General features: G+C 62.1%; 6 protein-coding genes. All 6 read left to right on the top strand.

The window, feature by feature from the left end:
- Window positions 1-44 precede the first annotated feature (44 nt).
- The 6 genes from ACXYMP_RS15565 to ACXYMP_RS15540 all read left to right on the top strand — a co-directional run bounded on the left by ACXYMP_RS15565 (window position 45) and on the right by ACXYMP_RS15540 (window position 18,184).
- Entirely contained in the window at window positions 45-11,600 is an 11,556-nt protein-coding gene (locus tag ACXYMP_RS15565; protein ID WP_458907472.1) for a DUF7507 domain-containing protein, read from the top strand.
- Window positions 11,601-11,629: 29 nt separating this feature from the next.
- Window positions 11,630-15,040: a DUF481 domain-containing protein gene (locus ACXYMP_RS15560; RefSeq protein ID WP_458907470.1), complete on the top strand. Its 3,411-nt coding sequence runs from the start codon at window positions 11,630-11,632 to the stop codon at window positions 15,038-15,040.
- A 9-nt stretch (window positions 15,041-15,049) separates the two neighbouring features.
- Complete coding sequence (locus ACXYMP_RS15555) at window positions 15,050-15,814, top strand: NAD(P)-binding domain-containing protein (RefSeq protein ID WP_458907468.1); 765 nt, start codon at window positions 15,050-15,052, stop codon at window positions 15,812-15,814.
- Between the two features lie 155 nt (window positions 15,815-15,969).
- Window positions 15,970-16,674: an ABC transporter permease gene (locus ACXYMP_RS15550; protein ID WP_298571539.1), complete on the top strand. Its 705-nt coding sequence runs from the start codon at window positions 15,970-15,972 to the stop codon at window positions 16,672-16,674.
- Entirely contained in the window at window positions 16,671-17,384 is a 714-nt protein-coding gene (locus ACXYMP_RS15545) for an ATP-binding cassette domain-containing protein (RefSeq protein ID WP_458907465.1), read from the top strand. The genes ACXYMP_RS15550 and ACXYMP_RS15545 overlap by 4 nt, the downstream gene beginning before the upstream one ends.
- Window positions 17,381-18,184: an ABC transporter substrate-binding protein gene (locus ACXYMP_RS15540; RefSeq protein WP_458907463.1), complete on the top strand. Its 804-nt coding sequence runs from the start codon at window positions 17,381-17,383 to the stop codon at window positions 18,182-18,184. Before ACXYMP_RS15545 ends, ACXYMP_RS15540 begins: the two co-directional genes overlap by 4 nt.
- Window positions 18,185-18,190: the final 6 nt, after the last annotated feature.

Raw genomic sequence — 18,190 nt, 5'->3', positions numbered from 1 at the left:
CGAGAAGCCAACAGCAAAACGCGCAGTTTCGAGGTTGTGAGCAGATGAATGAGTTCCGGGACAGACTGACGAGCACGTGGCTCAAGCCGATCGCACGCGCGGCCGCTGCGGTAAAGACAGCCCTGCTGGCCATGTTCATGATCGCGTCGTTTGCGGGTGAAGCGGATGCCTCCGACTTTACCCTTACCTCCGTGCCCAACAACTTCACTGCTGTTCTTGAAGACGGCAACGGCAATTCGATCACAGTCACTGTTTCGCCTCAGAACACGTCCTGCGCCAGTATTAGTGGTGCCGGACGCATAACACTGTTTCCCAGTCAGAGCCGTTCCGCGTGTAACCGTTCCGCGATTATGACCTATACAACGAATGGGTTTCTGCTGGATCGGGCCATCTTCGAAGATATTGACGATATGGACGGCACAGCGCCACGGGATTCCTTTGCAGCAAACGTGCCGGGCACATGGACTTCACCTACCATCGAGATTTACCCGCTGGTCGGACCGCGCCCCCCTTGGCTGTCAGCCGCCGACGATCAGCGCGGCCGATTGATCGCCTCGGGCGCCGTCGGAAGCTTCTTGGCAAACGCCAGCGGTAATAACCCGACAAATGAGTCTGCGACTTTCACGTTGGATACGCCGGCGACATCTTTCTCGATCATCATGGACGATGTTGAAGGCACACGAAATGCGCGTGTTCAATTCTCGCTCGCGTCCATCACCGTGGATATTTCACCTGAGCTTACACTTGAGAAGGTTGTTGATAACTCGCTTGGCGGGTCCGCTGTGCCGGGTGACTTCACCTTGTCTTACACAAACGGCAGCACAGCATCCGGCAGCGGTGTCACCGGGTCTGCCGCTGTCACCGATGTCACGGTGCCGGTTGGCACATACACGATTTCAGAAACCAATGATCCGAACTACGCCTTAACGGCCACCTGTTCGGGCGGCGCGGACAGCAACCCGCTGGATGGTCTGGCTTTGGGGGATGCCGAGGATGTGACCTGCGTTCTGACCAACACCTTTGTTCCCGCCCCCGAACTGGAGGTGACCAAGACCGTCCCGGCGACCAATCTGTCAAACCCACCATCGGTGGGTGACACGATTGCCTATCAGGTTGTGGTTGAGAATACCGGCAACGTGGACATCTCGGGTGTGGCGCCCGTCGATACCGGCCCGACCTTTAACGGAAGCGCCCATGCGGGTGCCGACCTGACCTGGGTGGCGGGCGGCAGCACGACGCTGGCACCGGGCGATACGACCACGTACACGGCGACCTATACTTTGGTGGCGGCAGATGTGGCGGCGTTGACCAGTGCGGCCGATCCGACGAACGCAATAGCCAACAGCGCGACAGCAACCGGCACGCCTGCAAACGGAACGCTGCCCCCCGTGACGCCCAGCACGGCCACGACCGGATACAGCGCCGCGCCGGGTTTGAGTGTTGCCAAGTCCGTGCCAGCTACCAACCTGTCGACACCGCCAACGGCGGGCGACACGATTAACTATCAGGTGGTGATTACCAACAGCGGCAACGTGGATGTGTCTGGCGTGGCCCCGGTTGATACCGGCCCGACCTTTGATGGTGCCGCCCATGCGGGTGCTGATCTAAGCTGGACGACGGGCGACAGCACGACGCTGGCCCCCGGCGCCTCGGCGACGTTCACGGCGACCTATACCTTGGTGGCGGCAGATGTGACGGCACTGACGGGTGCCGCAGACCCGACCAACGCGATTGCCAACAGCGCAAGTGCGACCGGCACACCGACCTCTGGCAGTTTGCCGCCGGTAACGCCAAGCACAGCGACGACAGGTTACACCGCAGCTCCCGGCATGAGCGTGGCGAAAAGTGTCGCTGCCTCCAACCTGTCCACCCCACCCGTTGCGGGCGACACGATTGAATATGAGGTGGTCGTCACCAACACCGGCAACGTAAACATCGACGGGGCAACTCCGGTTGATACCGGCCCGACCTTTGACGGCAACGCCCATGCCGGGGCGGATCTGTTCTGGTTTACGGTTGGCAGCACGACGCTGGTGCCGGGCCAGGCCAAGACCTATTTCGCGACCTATACGCTTGTGGCCGCCGACGTCGCCGCGTTGACCAGTGCGGCAGACCCGACCAATGCGATTGCCAACAGCGCAACCGGCACCGGCACGCCGACCTCTGGCACCTTGCCTCCGGTGACGCCCAGCACCGCGACGACGGGCTACACCGCCGCGCCAGAGTTGAGCGTTGCGAAGTCCGTGCCGGCCACCAACCTGTCCAACCCGCCTGCGATTGGCGACACCGTCGACTATCAGGTCGTGGTGACGAACTCGGGCAACGTGGATATCTCGGGCGTGGCCCCTGTGGATACGGGGCCGACCTTTGACGGTGCCGCCCATGCCGGTGCTGATCTTGTCTGGACCACCAGCGACAGCACAACGCTGGCGCCCGGCGGCACCGCGACCTTCACGGCGACTTATACGCTGGTGGCGTCGGACGTGACCGCGTTGACCTCGGCCGCCGATACGGCAACCGCAATTGCCAACAGCGCAACCGCGACCGGCACGCCGGTCAGTGGCAGCCTGCCACCCGTAACACCCGGCACGGCGACCACGGGCTATACCGCAGCACCCGGCATCAATGTCGAGAAGACCGCGAATACCGCTGGGTTCAGCACGCCGGTCACAGCGGGCGATCAGATCGTCTTTACCATTCAGGTTGCCAATACGGGCAACACCGCGCTGACCAATGTGTCGCTGAATGACAGTCTGACCCGGCGCGATGGTGCGACGCTGACCTTGTCGGTTCCCGGCACGCCCAGCTCCGGCGATGGGGGTGTGCCTGGCACGCTCGATATCGGCGAGACGTGGGAATATCAGGCGACCTATACGCTGGTGCAGGATGACATCAACGCGGGCGGGGTCGAAAACACCGTGACCGGCACGGCGGATGTGCCGGGTGGCGGCACTGTGTCGGATGTCTCGGACGATGGCGATGATGGGGACGGCAACACCACCGACGACCCGACCGAAGTGTATATTGCGGCGACACCCACGATCACCTTGGCCAAAAGCCTTGCCGCCAGCAGCCCCAACCCGTTTGATACGGTCGGGCAGGTGCTGGCCTATGAGTTCCTCGTCACCAACACCGGCAATGTGACGATCACCGCGCCGGTCACAATTGACGACCCCCTGATCGCGGGGCAGGGCACCGGACCTGTCACCTGTCCGACAGGACCGATCCTGCCGACCGCCAGCATCACCTGCACGGGCAGCTATCAGGTCACGCAGGACGATTTGAACAACGGCGAGGTCGTGAATTCGGCCACCGCCAGCGTCACCCAGCCGGTTGTGCCGGTAACCCCCGGCGGGCCGACCTCGGTCACTGCGACCGATGGGCCGTCAGGCGTCACGGTTCCGGCAGACACGACCGCGGCCATTCTGTTTGATAAGACACTGGCGGCAAGTTCTGCCCTGACCTATGCCGCGGTTGGCGATCAGCTGACCTATGAATTTACCGTCACCAATGACGGCAACATCACGCTGGACGGACCGTTCACTGTCGATGACAACCAGATCGGCAATGGTCTGGCCTGCGGCACCGGCCCGCTTTTGCCCGGCGCGAGCGTCTCGTGCACCCATGTCTGGACGGCTGAGCAGGAAGATCTGGACGCCGGGTCGGTCACCAACCTGGCCGTGGCAACAACCACTCAGAACGGCACGCCTGTGCCGCCGAAGAACGATCAGTTGACTGTCAACGCGACGGTCAACCCGGCGCTGACGATCGCCAAGACGCTGCAATCGGCGACGCCGGACGCGTTTAATCCAGGCACCGTGCTGAGCTATCAGTTCGAGGTCACGAACACCGGCAACGTTACCATTGCCGGGCCGATCACGATCACCGACAACAAGGCCACGGGCATCACCTGCGCCGCGTTGACCAATGGGGAATTGTTGCCCACCGAAAGCGTTCTCTGCACCGGCTCCTATACGCTTGTTGCGGGGGATATCGGGTTTGGATCGGTGACCAACGTGGCGACAGCATCGGGCGATTATAACGGCACGACGATCACCTCGCCGTCCGATGATGCGATTTACCCGGTGACGGCCACGCCCGCGATCACCCTGACCAAAGACAGCGACCCGACGGACGTGACCTTTGCCGCTGCGGGCGATGTGATCACTTACAGCTATCAGATCGTGAACGGCCCGGACGTCGCCTTGTCCGAAGACATCACCATTGATGACGACAAGATCGGCGCGCCGTTCGTGTGTTATGATGCCTCGGTCAGCGGAATTTTCGCCACCGGGGCCACCGCGACCTGCACCGCGCAATATACCGTCACGCAAGATGACGTGGATGCGGGTGGGGTGACCAATATCGCCGTTGCCTCGACCACTTTCGCGCCGGGCACGCCGAACGAAACACTTGTGCTGTCCGGTCAGGCCACCAAGACGGTGCCTGCCGATGTTGCTCCGTCCCTGTCGATTGTCAAAGCCATCACGGACGGCCCGCAGCCCGCCGCGGTCGGCGATGTGATCGAGTTCACAATCACGGCGACCAATGACGGCAACCAGACCATCGACAACGCGTCGGTCAGCGACCCGGATGTCACCGGGTTGATTTGTCGTCACCTTGGGTCGAATATCTTCGCGCCCGTGTCCTTGTTGCCGACCGAGACGATCACCTGCGTGGGCGACTATACGGTCACGCAAGCCGACCTTGATGCGCAAAGCAAAATCAACATCGCAACCGTGTCGGGCACCGATCCCAATGGGGCCACGGTCACCGTCGACGGGCAATTGACCGTCTTGTTGGATGACAATACCCCGGCGCTTGAGCTTGAAAAGTCCATCACCCCGGCCGTGGCCCCCGGCACGCCGGTGTTCACGCAGGCAGGCGATACCGTCACCTTCTCGGTTCTGGCGCGCAACACGGGTAACGTGTCGCTGGAAAATGTGGTGATCACCGATGACCTTCCCGTGACGCCCACAAGCTGCGCGGTCGGTGACCTTGCCGTTGGGCAGGCGCTGACCCTGTGCACGTTTACCTATACCGTGACGCAGGATGATGTGGATGCGGTGAATGGTGCGGCCCCGGCCTATGGCGGGTTCACCAACATCGCGCGCGCCACGGCCAATGACGTGACACCCGATGCGACCCCGGTCACCGCCGATGACGACGTGTTCGTGCGCGGTCCGGATCACGCGCCCAGCTTCTCGCTTGCCAAATCGGCAGATGCGGCGCAGATCGCATCCGTTGGGCAGGTGGTGAATTACAGCTATCTGGTGACCAACACGGGCAATATCACCCTGACCGCCTTGCCGGTCGTGGCGGACGACAAGATCGCCAGTGTGACGTGTCCCGCGCTGCCGGGAGGCGAACTTGCACCGGGTGACGATCTGACCTGCACTGGCAGTTATACGGTGACGCAGGCCGACCTGAACGCAGGCAGCCTGACCAATATTGCGCGCGTCTCCTCGCCCGAGGTGCCGCTGCCTGCCTCGCCGGGGCCGGAAACGGATACGGTAACCTTGCCCGCCAACCGCACCGCGTCGGTGGATTTCGCCAAATCGGCCTCGATCACGTCAGGCGCGGCTGTTGGCGATGTGATCACCTATACCTATAGCGCGACCAACACCGGCAATGTGACGCTGACCGATGTGGCGGTCAGCGACCAGCACACCAGCGCGGCTGGCACCGTGGCGCTGAGCGTCGGTGGTGATGCGATTGATACGGATGTCGCACCCGCCGGTGACAGCACGGATGCCGCCGCCAATGGCAGCTGGGATACCCTTGCGCCGGGCGACAGCATCACCTTCACGGCAAGCTATACGGTCACGCAGGACGACGTGAACCAACAAGGGTCGCTGGACAACACGGCCAGCCTGACCGCCACGCCACCCGCCGGGCTTCCCCCAGTTAACGAAACCGACGGGCTGTCGATCCCGGTCACCGCCCCGACGCCTGAGATTACCGCGCTGAAGACGCTGGCGACCGGTGGTCTGTCCTCGCCTCCCGTGGCGGGCGAGACACTGGACTTCACCATCACCGTCACCAACTCGGGCAATCAGGATCTGAGCAATATCAGCCTGATCGACGTGTTCCAACGGCTTGACGGATCGACCATCACCCCCGCCGCTCCGCCGCAATATGTCAGTGGCGATGTTGGCACGGCCAATGTGTTGGATGTGGGCGAGGCATGGACCTATTCCTTCCAACACGTTCTGACGCAGGCGGATATCGACGCAGGTGGCGTTAGCAACCAAGCCACCGCGCGCGGCCAGTCGCCCAGCAATGCGCTGGTGTCGGACGCGTCCGACGATGGCAATCCGGCCAATGGAGATGACAACCCGACCGTCTTGCCAATCGCTGTGACACCGGGGATCGAGGGGCAGAAAACCCTGTCATCCGGCAGCGGTGTGGTGGGCAGTCAGTTGGTCTTCCTGATCGAAGTGACGAATACTGGCAACGTAACGCTGACCAGCACCGGCATTCAGTCCGACACGCTGACGCGGGTGGACGGCACACCGCTGACGCCCTCGGCCCCGACGTTTGTCGGGTCAACGCAAGGGTCTGGTGCAGGCACTCTGTTGCCCGGCGAGGTTGCCAGCTACGAGGTCCGCTATACGCTGGTCCAAGACGATATTGACGGCGGCGGCGTGCGCAACAGCGCGACCGTCACCGGCACCCCGTCCAGTGGTGTGCCGATCACTGATGTGACCGATGATGGTGACGATGGGGACGGCAACACCACCGATGACCCGACCGAGGTTTTGATCACGCAAACCCCGGCGCTGTCGATGGTCAAGACGGTTGGCGCGGGATCGTCCAACCCCTATGACACGGTCGGCCAGCTGATCAACTATGACTTCGTGGTCACCAATGATGGCAATGTCACCCTGACCGACCCGATCACCATCGCGGATGATTTGATCGACGGGGCGGGGGGCAGTGTCACCTGTGATCCGCTGCCAGCCGGCGGCTTGCTGCCCACTGCGACGCTGAATTGTGCCGGGTCTTACACGGTCACGCAGGACGATATCGACAACGGGTCGGTGACCAACACGGCGACCGCCTCCAGCGGGGCGACGACGTCGGCACCTGACAGCGTGACGGTGCCTGCCAGCCAGACCGATGCGCTGACCCTTTTGAAAGTGGCTGATCCGATCGCTGGTCCTGCCTTCTTTGTCGGCGCCACGGCGAGCTATACCTATACCCTGACCAACACGGGCAACACGACGCAGGTTGGGCCGTTCAGCATCAGCGACAACCTGATTGCCCCCGCCAACATCACCTGTCCTGTCCCTGCGGGGAACGAGCTTGCGCCGGGGGATGATCTGGTCTGCACCGCGACCTATCTCATCACCTCGACCGATGTATTCCTGGGTGTGGTGACCAACCTTGCGACGGGCAGTTCGTCGACCACGACCTCGCCCCTGACGTCTGAAAGCATTCCCGACCAGGGCGTCGCCGCCTTGTCGATCGACAAGCAACTGGTTGCAGGTTCCGACTTCTCAGAGGTTGGTGATGTGATCGGCTATCAGTTCGTCGTGACCAACAGCGGCACCCGGACCCTGATCGAACCGATCATTGTGCGCGACAGCATTCTGGGCGACATCACCTGCTGGACGCCAAACCCGCCCACCGACCCTGATTTCCAAGTCGGGGAAGAGGCGATCTGCACCGGTGACTACGTTGTGACGCAGCCCGATCTGGATCGTGGTTTCGTCTTCAACGAGGCCTACGCCGAAACGACCTATGGCCCTGGCGGCACACCGGTTGTCAGCCCACCGGACACTGTGACGGTGGATGGCGACCTGATGCCTGACCTGACTCTGTCCAAAACGGCTGCGACCTTGCCCGTCACGACAGTCGGTCAGGTGCTGACCTATACGCTGACGGCGGAAAACACGGGCAACCAGACCCTGTCGAACGTGTCGATCACCGACCCGCTTCTGCCCGGGTTCACCTGCGAAACGCCGTCACTTGTGCGTGGTGACACGCTGCAATGCACCGGCACCTATACGGTCACGCAACCCAATGTGGACAGCGGCACCCTGTCGAACCGCGCCGATGTCACGGCGCAGAACCCGCAAGGGGCGCCAGTGACCACCTTTGCGACGCTGGACATCCCGATGCCCGCCGCCGCCCCGGCGATAGAGCTGACCAAGGTCGCCTCGCCCTCGCCCTTTGGTGCGGCTGGCAGCACGCTGACCTATCAACTGTCAGTCACCAACACCGGCAATGTGACCCTGTCCAATGTCGAAGTGACCGACCCGATGGGCGGTGGCCAGATTTGCACGATCGCTTCGATTGCGCCGGGCGTGACGACGGGCGGGTGCAGCTTTGATGTGACCGTCACCCAAGACATGGTCGATGCAGGCGAGGTTGTGAACAACGCCTCGACCACTGCGACCGATCCGTTCAACACCCCGGTAACTGACATGGTCGAACTGACGACCCCCGGTCCGGCACGCAACCCCGCGCTAGAGGCGACGAAGGTCGTTCTGGGCGGGCAGTCGGTGGTTGGCGGGCTGGTGGATTACAGCCTGTCGGTGGCGAACACCGGCAACGTCACGCTGCGCAATGTGAATGTCGTGGACCAGATGCAGTCGCTTCTGGGTGCGGTCACTGCGTTGGATGCGCCCTTTGCGCTGGACCCTGCCAGCGATCTGGACAGCGACGGTGAATTGGATGTGGGCGAGGTCTGGACCTATACCGCCTCGGTCACGCTGCGCCAGATTGATCTGAACCATGCAGGCCTGTCCAATCAGGTCACCGTCACCGCCGATGGTCCCGCAGGCAGCGGGCAGGCGACAGATGTGTCTGATGATGGCGATGACAGCGACGGTAATACGGTCGACGATCCAACCATCTTCGATGTGGTCGTGGACCCGCAACTGACTGTTGTCAAAGCCGTTTTGACCCCCGGCACACGCGCGGGCGATCAGGTGGTGTTCGAGATTACGGCGACCAACACCGGCAACCAGGATCTGACCGACCTGAGCGTGAGCGACACGCTTCTGCGCGCCGATGGCACGCCGATCCCGGCCACCGCCACGCCGCTGTCAGTGCCCGCAACGCTATCGCCAACCGAGGACGCGGTTTGGCGCGTGACCCACACGCTGACCCAAGCGGATGTGGACGCAGGCGGGTTGCGCAACAGCGCGGTGGTCAGCGGCCTGTCGCCCGACGACACGCCGGTCAGCGACCTGTCAGCCGATGATGATCCGCTGGACGGCAACAACACCGACGACCCGACCGAGATGCTGATCCCGCCCGCACCGGGGATGGAGGTCATCAAGCGTGAAGTCTCTGCCGGGGCGGCTGCGGGTGAGTTGGTTGTTTACGAGGTTACGGTTGAAAACACCGGCAATGTGACCCTGACGAGCATTTCCCTGACCGACCAACTGACCGCCATTGATGGGACCGATCCGCGCACTCTGACGCCGGTCTTCAACAGCTCAGATGGCACGCCACCGTCACCCGCTGGCACCTTGGCACCGGGCGAGACCGCGACCTATGACGTGTCCCATGTTCTGTCGCAGGATGATGTGAACAAGGGCGGGGTGATCAACGTGATCACCGCAAACGCGGCCACTCCGCTTGGCGGATCGACCTCGGATGTGTCCGATGATGACGGGGTGGGCACGGATGATCCCACAGTCACGCCAATCGCCTCGGCACCCGCGCTGGATGTGACGAAAACCGCCGGAGCACCCTCGCGCCTGTTCCACACGGTTGAGCAATCGACCTTTACCATCACCGTCACGAACACCGGCAACATCACCCAGACCGGCATTCAGGTGACCGACGATCTGGTGACGTTCCTTGCGCCCGCAACGCTGTTGTCTGCCGACTATCCGGTCACGACCACAGCGGCGGATTTCACCAACGGGGCCGCCAGCGCAACCTTTGACGGGGTTGGCGACACCGCCCTTCTGTCAGGTGACCCGACACTTGATCCGGGCGAAACCGGCACCATCACCATCACCATGGTCTATTCCACCGCAAACGGCTTCCCGACTGCGCCGAACACGGCCAGTGCGACCTCGACCCAGCTGACCACGCCCAGCATCGGGCAGGGACCGCTGACGCCGAATGACAATGACGGCGACGGGATCCCGGATTATCAGGATTTCGACCCGACCGGCTATTTCTATTGCGAACAGGACGGGTCTGTCCTGACGGGCGGCCAGGTCAGCATCTCGGGTGGCGGATTCACCCAAACCGGGGTGGGTACCAACGGGCCGATTGTGGTTACCGATGACGGAACGGACGGGTTCTATCAGTTCTTTGTCACCGCGCCGGGGACATACACGCTGGCCGTGACCTATCCGCCGATCGGTGCGCCATCGACGACGCGCACGCAAAGTGGCACGATCGACCTGACGACGCTTTTGCCGACCAATCCGGCGCCCATCGGGTCTGGGGCAAACGCGGACGGATCGTCGCTTGTCGATTACTCTGCGGGCGGCAACCCGTTCTACTTCACATTCGACATCGAAGCGGGCGACCCAGAGGTCCTGAACAACAACATTCCGTTGATGGATTGTCGCCCCAGCGTGCCGATTGTCGCCACCAAGACGGCAGACCGCGAAACGGCTGTATTCGGGGAAAGTGTCAACTTCACCCTGACGTTCGAAAACCAATCTGGTGCGACGTTCAGCGATACCCGGTTGGTGGACGAACTTCCGCCGGGCTTGCTGTATACCCCCGGCACCGCACGGGTGAATGGCGCGGGGGTTGAACCCAATGTGTCTGGCCGGAAACTGCGCTGGATCGAAACGCTCGGCGCGTCCGAGAAGATCACGATCACCTTCGCCGCCCGCATTGCATCGCGCGGCAACTTCGGCACGCTGACCAACCGCACATGGGCGCAGGATGCGAACGGGAATGTGCTGTCCAACGTGGCCACGGCGGATATCGAAATCCGGCCTGAACATGTGTTCGATTGCTCGGACGTGATCGGCAAGGTGTTCGACGACAAGAACCGCAATGGCTACCAGGATGGGCCGGGCACATTGCCCGAGGCGATCCTTGACGACGACCTGTATGACGGCAGCAAGGGCAAGCTTGCCCCGACCGTTGAGCGCCCCAACACGACCGAGCCGGGCCTGCCGGATGTGCGTCTGGTGTCGCCCAATGGCACGATCATCACGACCGATGATTACGGTCGCTTCTCGGTCCCCTGTGCAGCACTTCCCCGCACCATCGGGTCGAACTTCATGCTGAAGCTCGATAAGCGCAGCTTGCCGACGGGCTATCGCGTCACCACGGAAAACCCGCGGGTGATCCGCCTGACGCCGGGCAAGATCGCCAAGCTGAACTTCGGTGCCGCGATTGGCAATGTGGTGGATATCGACCTGAATGCGGCTGCGTTTGCGCCCGGTTCGGCGACCCCAAGCGATGGGTTGTCGCGCGCGCTGACATCGCTGATCGGCCAGATCAGCGACAAGGAGACCGCGATTGAGCTGACCTATGTGCTTGGCGCGGGCGAAGATCCGGCCTCAGCGCGGGCACGGCTCAGGGTCGTCAAACAGCTGCTCAAACGCGACTGGCACGGAAACTATCGGCTTGATGTCGACACGCATGTGGTGCGCAGACAATGAGCGCGGTGAGGTATAAGATGATGTATCGATTGACCAAATTCACCCTGGCCTTCAGCGCATCAGTGCTGGCGCTGATCGGAACTGCGCACGCGCAGGACGGGTTCAGCATCACCATCAACGACGAACAATTTGCGGGCGATCCGGCGGTGCAGACCGCCGTGCGCCAGATTGACCAGTCGTTGGCAGCGGCCGACTTGCAGGTCAAGTTCGACGGGCTTGGCGTGGTGCCACGCCTGACGCTTTTGGTGCTGAACGACACGCCGCCCAGACCCGGCGACACCGTCGCAGTGCGCAGCGAGCTGAACTATCCCGCCTTCGTGACCCGCGCCGAGCTGCGGGTGATTGACCCGCGGGCCTTGGGTGGCGCGCGCACGGTTTTGGTGGCGCCGATCACCCCCAATGGAGAGGCACGCTTCACCATGCCCGAAGGGCGCGATCTGGTGCTGGTGCACCGAGTTTATGACCAGTTCGGACGCTTTGACGAAACCAACCCGATCAATATCGCACCGCTCTCTGACAGCCGCGCGGAAACCACCGAGGCCGAGGCCGGCGTTGACAACACCGCGCGCCGTCGCATCCCCGTGCGCGGCGGTGCCGTGACCGTCAGCGGCAGCAGCGTTGCCCCCGGTGCCACGGTGCAAACCCTTGGCGAAGAAGTCAAAGCCGACCGTTCGGGCAGTTTCGTCATTCAGCGCATTCTGCCCCCCGGTGACCACCCGGTCGGCGTGCGCGTCGCGGGTGGCGGTGCAGGCTATATCGAACGCGAAATCACGATCCCCAACACCGAATGGTTCGGCACGGGCCTGATTGACCTGACCTTTGGGCGCAAGCTTCAGGGCGGGGTGGGGGCCGCAGGTGGCCCGTTTGAGCGCGACTATGGCTATGGGCGCATCGCGGGCTATGTCACCGGCAAAACCGCGACCGGGTGGGATTTGACCGCACGGATTGACACCGGCGAAGACGAGTTCAAGAACCTGTTCAGCGGGTTGGACAAGAAAGACCCGAAGTCGCGGTTGCGCCGGATGCTGATCGAAGACGGCTATCCGACCTATGGCGATGACAGCACGCTGATCGACGGCGCGCCGTCGGATGGCAAGATTTACCTGAAACTGGCCAAGGATGGCAGCCACATCCTGTGGGGCAACTACAAAAGCCAGATCGAAAACAGCACCTATCTGCGCAACGAACGCACGCTTTACGGCGCGCAGGCGCTGTATCGGTCGCAGGCGCAAACCTCCAATGGCGAAAGCCGACTGGCCGCCGAGGTTTATGCCGCCAGCCCCGACCGTCTGCCGGGACGCGAGTATTTCGACGGCACCGGCGGGTCGATCTATTTCCTGACGCGCGATGACCTGACGCTTGGGTCCGAAACCATCTCGGTCGAGCTGCGTGACAAACGCACGGGCCGGGTGATCTCGACCACCGAGCTTGTGCATGGCGTGGACTACGAAATTGACTACAGCCAGGGCGTCGTCACCCTCACCACGCCACTTGGCAGTTTTGGAGCGTCGGGCAATCTGATCACAGACCCCAGCGGCGATCAGGCGCTGCGCCTTGCCGTGCAATATGAATACACCCCCAGTGCCACCGAGATTGACGGCATGTCCTATGGGGGACGGGTCGAAACCTGGGTCAGCGACAGCGTGCGCGTTGGGCTGACGGGCATGGTTGAACAGACCGACATCGCGGATCAGACCGCTGTGGGTGGTGATGTGCGCCTGCAATTTGGCGAAGACAGCTTTCTTGAGGTCGAATACGCCGAAACCGAAGGGCCGGGCTTTGGCTCGTCCATCAGCTCGGATGGTGGGTTGATCGTGACGACCACAACCACAGCCGGCACCGTTGGCGGCACAGGCGAGGCATGGCGCCTGCGCGGACAGGCCGAGTTTGCCGATCTGGGCGTGCCCGTGCCGGGTCGCGCCACCGGGTATTACGAAAAACGCAGCGCGGGTTTCTCTACTCTGGATTACCAGATCGTCAATGACGAAGAATTGTGGGGCGTCACGCTTGAGGCCGAGCCGACCGAGCGGCTGGCCTTCCGCCTTTATGCGGATGATTTCAAGGACAGCACCGGCAAGAAACTGACCGAGGTCGGTGCCGAACTGACCTTCAAGGCGTCCGAGCGGATCACGTTGGATTTCGGTGTCGAACATCTGGACCAGGTCACCCCCGGCGGGGATGCGGACGAAACCGGGTCGCGCACCGATGCGGCGGTTCGTCTGACCTATAAGGTCAGTGATGACCTAAGCTGGTATGTGTTCGGTCAGCATACGCTGGACCGCGCCGGTGGGCTGCGTCGCAACGACCGGTATGGCGCCGGGGCGTCCTACCGATTTGCCAAGAACTGGACAATCGAGGGCGAGGTGTCCGACGGCACCCTTGGCATCGGTGGCGAGCTGTTGCTGAGCTATCAGAGCGATGGCTATAACAGCGCCTATTTCGGCTATCAGCTGGAACCGGGGCGTGAGTTGTCAGGCGTTGACTTGATCGGCGATGACGGCGGGCGCTTTGTGCTGGGCGGCAAACGACAGGTCAGCGATTCCGTCAAGCTTTACGGCGAAAACACTTATGACATCTTTGGCCGCCACCGGTCGCTGGTCAGCGCCTATGGCGTCGAATACGCCTTTGACGAAGCACTTAGCTTTTCGGCCGGGTTCGAGACAGGCCGCATAGATGACGATATCGAAGGGGACTACGAACGGAACGCCTTTTCGTTGGGTGCGCAGTATGATGACGGCAATGCGCTCAGCTTTGCGGCCAAGCTTGAATACCGGCGCGACCGGGGCGTCAGTGACGGCACGATCCGCGATGCAGATGCGTGGCGTGTTGCGGCGTCGGGGCAATACAAATTCGACGACAGCCACCGGCTGGTCTTCTCAGCCGACCATACCAATGTGGAAAGCGTCAGCCCGACGCTGGACAATGGCGTCTATACCGACGCGGTTCTGGGCTATGCGTTCAGACCGGTAGACCACGACCGCCTGAACATGCTGTTCCAGTATCGCTATTTCCACGACTCGCTGGGGCAGGTGATCGACCAGACCGGCGAACGTGGACAGCGTCAGGAAAGCCATATTCTGTCGTTTGACGTGGAATATGACCTGAACCGGTTCTGGACAATCGGCGGCAAGTTGGGGCTGCGCAAGTCGGTGTCATCACCCAGTGCGGGCGTCGCCTTCCAGCAAAACGACGCAGGGCTGGCGGTGGTAAATGCCCGCTATCACCTTGTTCACAAATGGGATTTGCTGCTGGAGGCCCGCCATCTGGAAGCCAAGCAAGCCGGTCTGTCGGAAACAGCGTTCTTGGGGGCGGTCTATCGCCAAATCGGCGACAACGCCAAGATCGGCGTCGGCTATAACTTCGGCAACTTCAGTGATGACCTGACCGATCTGACCTATGACGACGAAGGCGTGTTCATCAACGTCATCGCCAAGTTCTGACACCGTAAATTGGCGAGGATCGGTTTCATAGGCACCGGAGAGATTGCCGCCGCGATCGTCACCGGTCTGGCCGGGCGGGGACATCAGATTCTGGTGTCCGACCGCAACGCAGATGTCGCGGACCGGTTGGCCCGCCAGCACAGCGATGTTTTGGTCACGCCCAACGATCAGGTGGTGGCAGACAGTGATATCGTCTTTCTGTGCCTGCTGGCAGATGTCGCCCGCAAGGTGTTGCCCACGCTGCCATTCCGCCCCGATCACAGCGTGATATCGGTGATGGTCGATGTGCCGCTCAGCGATCTGAAGGCGCTTTGCGCGCCGGCTGTGGACATCGCGATCACGATCCCCTTACCCTCAGTAGCGGTCGGAGGGTCTGCCCTGCCGGTCTATCCTGAAAGCGCAGCTCTGAGGACTTTGTTTGGGGAAACTGACATTATCATTGCGTGCCGCGACGAAAACGCTCTGAACGCTCATTTTGCGGCGTCGGCGCTGGCATCTCCGATCCTTGATCAGATGCGCGAAGGTGCGGCCTGGCTGACGGATCTGACCGGTGATGCAACCGCTGCCGAACGCTATGTCGCGACCGTCTTTGCTGGCTTCCTGCGCCAGATGACGACCGAGCCCGACGCCCGTTTTGAAGGGCTGCTGGACAGCCTGTCGACCGAAGGCGGTCTGAACGCCACCCTGCGCGCACATATGCGTGATGCCGGCACATTGGCAGAGCTTGCCGAGGGGCTGGACACGCTGAAGCCGCGGTTGGGTTTGGCTGACTAACCCTACAAAAGAATGGATAGAAATCCACCCGGTGTCGCTTTTTGTCGTCAAAAGCGGTTTTCCCATCCCGTCTGATATGGTCAGTCTGTGCATAACCGAACGCATGGCCGCGTCACACCGACTCGGCCCCCGATAGAAGGCATTCAAACCATCCGATGACGGACTTGTGGGACGGCATAGTGCAGGCGTTCTGGCTGCTGATCACGCTGGATGCGGATCTGGTCGAGATCACGTTGCGGTCGCTTCGGGTGACGCTGACGGCGCTGGTGATCGCCTCGGCAATTGCGCTGCCGTTGGGGGCGCTTTTGGCCGTGCGCCGGTTTCGCGCGCGCCGCGTGACGATTGCGGTGCTGAATGCGCTGATGGGTCTGCCGCCGGTCGTTGTCGGTTTGATCGTCTACGTCTTCCTCAGCCGCTCTGGTCCGTTCGGCGTCTTTGGTTTGCTGTTCACCCCCACGGCGATGATCATCGCGCAGGTGATCATCATCGTGCCGCTGATTGCCTCCATCGCGCATCAGGCGCTGCGGGAGCTTTGGTCGGATTACCACGATCTGCTAATTTCGATGAACACCACTAACTGGCAACGGATACAGGCCCTGTTATGGGACGGACGGCGCGCGCTTTTGACCGCATCGCTGGCAGGCTTTGGCCGCGCGATCGGCGAGGTTGGCGCGATCATGGTCGTGGGCGGCAATATTGACCACCACACCCGCGTTCTGACCACCGCCATCGCGCTGGAGACCGGCAAGGGGGATTTCGCGCTGGCGCTGGGGTTGGGTTTCGTGCTGATCGCCATGGCCATCGCGGTAAACCTCGCGATCCACATTATTGGCCGCACAGAGCAGGAGGGGCGGTGGTGAGCATCCTGTTTCCCCTGACGATCCAAGACGCCTCCTTACGGCGGCGCGGCAAGGTGCTGGTGGGGCCAGTGGACCTGACTCTGCAAGGGCAGGGGGTTACGATGGTGATCGGGCCGAACGGGGCGGGCAAGACCTCGTTTCTGCGGATGTTGCATGGGATTGCACGGCTTGGCAGCGGGTCGGTGACATGGGCCTGCGATCAGGCCACGGCCCGCGCGCGGCAGGCGTTTGTCTTCCAACACCCGATCATGATGCGCCGGTCCGTGCTGGGCAATCTGACCTATCCGCTGCGCCTGACGGGGGTGTCGCGATCTGACGCCCGCGCCCGTGCCACAACTGCGGCCGAAGAGGTCGGGCTGGCCGATATGCTCGAGCGCCCGGCGCCTTTCCTGTCAGGGGGCGAGCGGCAGAAACTGGCGCTGGCGCGTGCGTTGATCACCAAGCCTGATCTGCTGTTTCTGGACGAACCCTGCGCGTCGCTGGATGGCCGCGCTACCCGTGAAATCGAAGACATCCTGACCCGCGCCGCCTCCGCAGGCACCCGGTTGATCATGTCCACACATGATATGGGGCAGGCACGTCGTCTGGGCACCGAGGTGCTGTTTTTGCTCAACGGCACCATTCACGAACACCAATCCGCGCGGGACTTTTTCGCAGGCCCGACCTCTGCGCCCGCCCGTGCCTTTCTGAAAGGAGACATCGTCGAATGAAACGGATGATACTGGCCCTTGCAGCCGCTGCCCTGATGGGAGGTGGTGCGCTGGCCGAGGATATGAAACTTGCGGTGACGACATCGTTCCACAACTCGGGGCTGGCGGATATTCTGCTGCCACAAATCAAGGACGATACGGGCATCGACGTGCGGTTGCTTGTCGTCGGAACCGGTCAGGCGATCAAGCTGGGCCAAGCGGGCGATGTGGACGCGATCCTGGTTCATTCCCGCCCGGCCGAGGAAAAATTTCTGGCCGGTGGCTTCGGCACCCATCGCCGCGAGATCATGTATAATGACTTCGTGTTTATTGGCCCTCGAACGGACGAGGCCAAGCTGTCGGATGCGACCAGCGCCGCCGACGCGTTGCAAAGGATCGCCGCCGCAAATGCGCCCTTCGTCAGCCGCGGCGATGACAGCGGGACGCATAAGAAAGAGCTCAGCCTGTGGGCCGCTGCTGACGTGATCCCTGAAGGCGACTGGTATCGCGCGGTCGGCGCGGGCATGGGGGCTGCGTTGAACACCGCGTCGGGGATGAATGCCTATATCATGTCGGACCGGGCCAGCTGGCTGAACTTTGGCAACAAGGGCGATCTGGCGCTGGTCTATGCCGGTGATCCGGTGCTGTTCAACCAGTATGCCTTTCTGCCGGTGAACCCGGACAAGCACCCGCATGTGAAGGCCGATTTGGTCATGAAGCTTGAGGCATGGTTGGTGTCAGAAACCGCCAAAGCCCTGATCGACGGCTATAAGATCAACGGCGAAACGCTGTTTGTTTTCAACGCAGAAACAGGCGGTTAAGGCACT

This window comes from Aliiroseovarius sp. CAU 1755, assembly GCF_054482655.1.
Note: the sequence above shows the minus strand (reverse complement) of the source record. Positions and strands in the feature narration are given on the sequence as shown.

What these genes read in the sequence shown, in the direction of transcription:
- ACXYMP_RS15565 (WP_458907472.1), top strand. Translation starts at nt 45, where the DNA reads ATGAATGAGTTCCGGGACAGACTGACGAGCACGTGGCTCAAGCCGATC.
- ACXYMP_RS15550 (WP_298571539.1), top strand. Translation starts at nt 15,970, where the DNA reads ATGACGGACTTGTGGGACGGCATAGTGCAGGCGTTCTGGCTGCTGATC.
- ACXYMP_RS15540 (WP_458907463.1), top strand. Translation starts at nt 17,381, where the DNA reads ATGAAACGGATGATACTGGCCCTTGCAGCCGCTGCCCTGATGGGAGGT.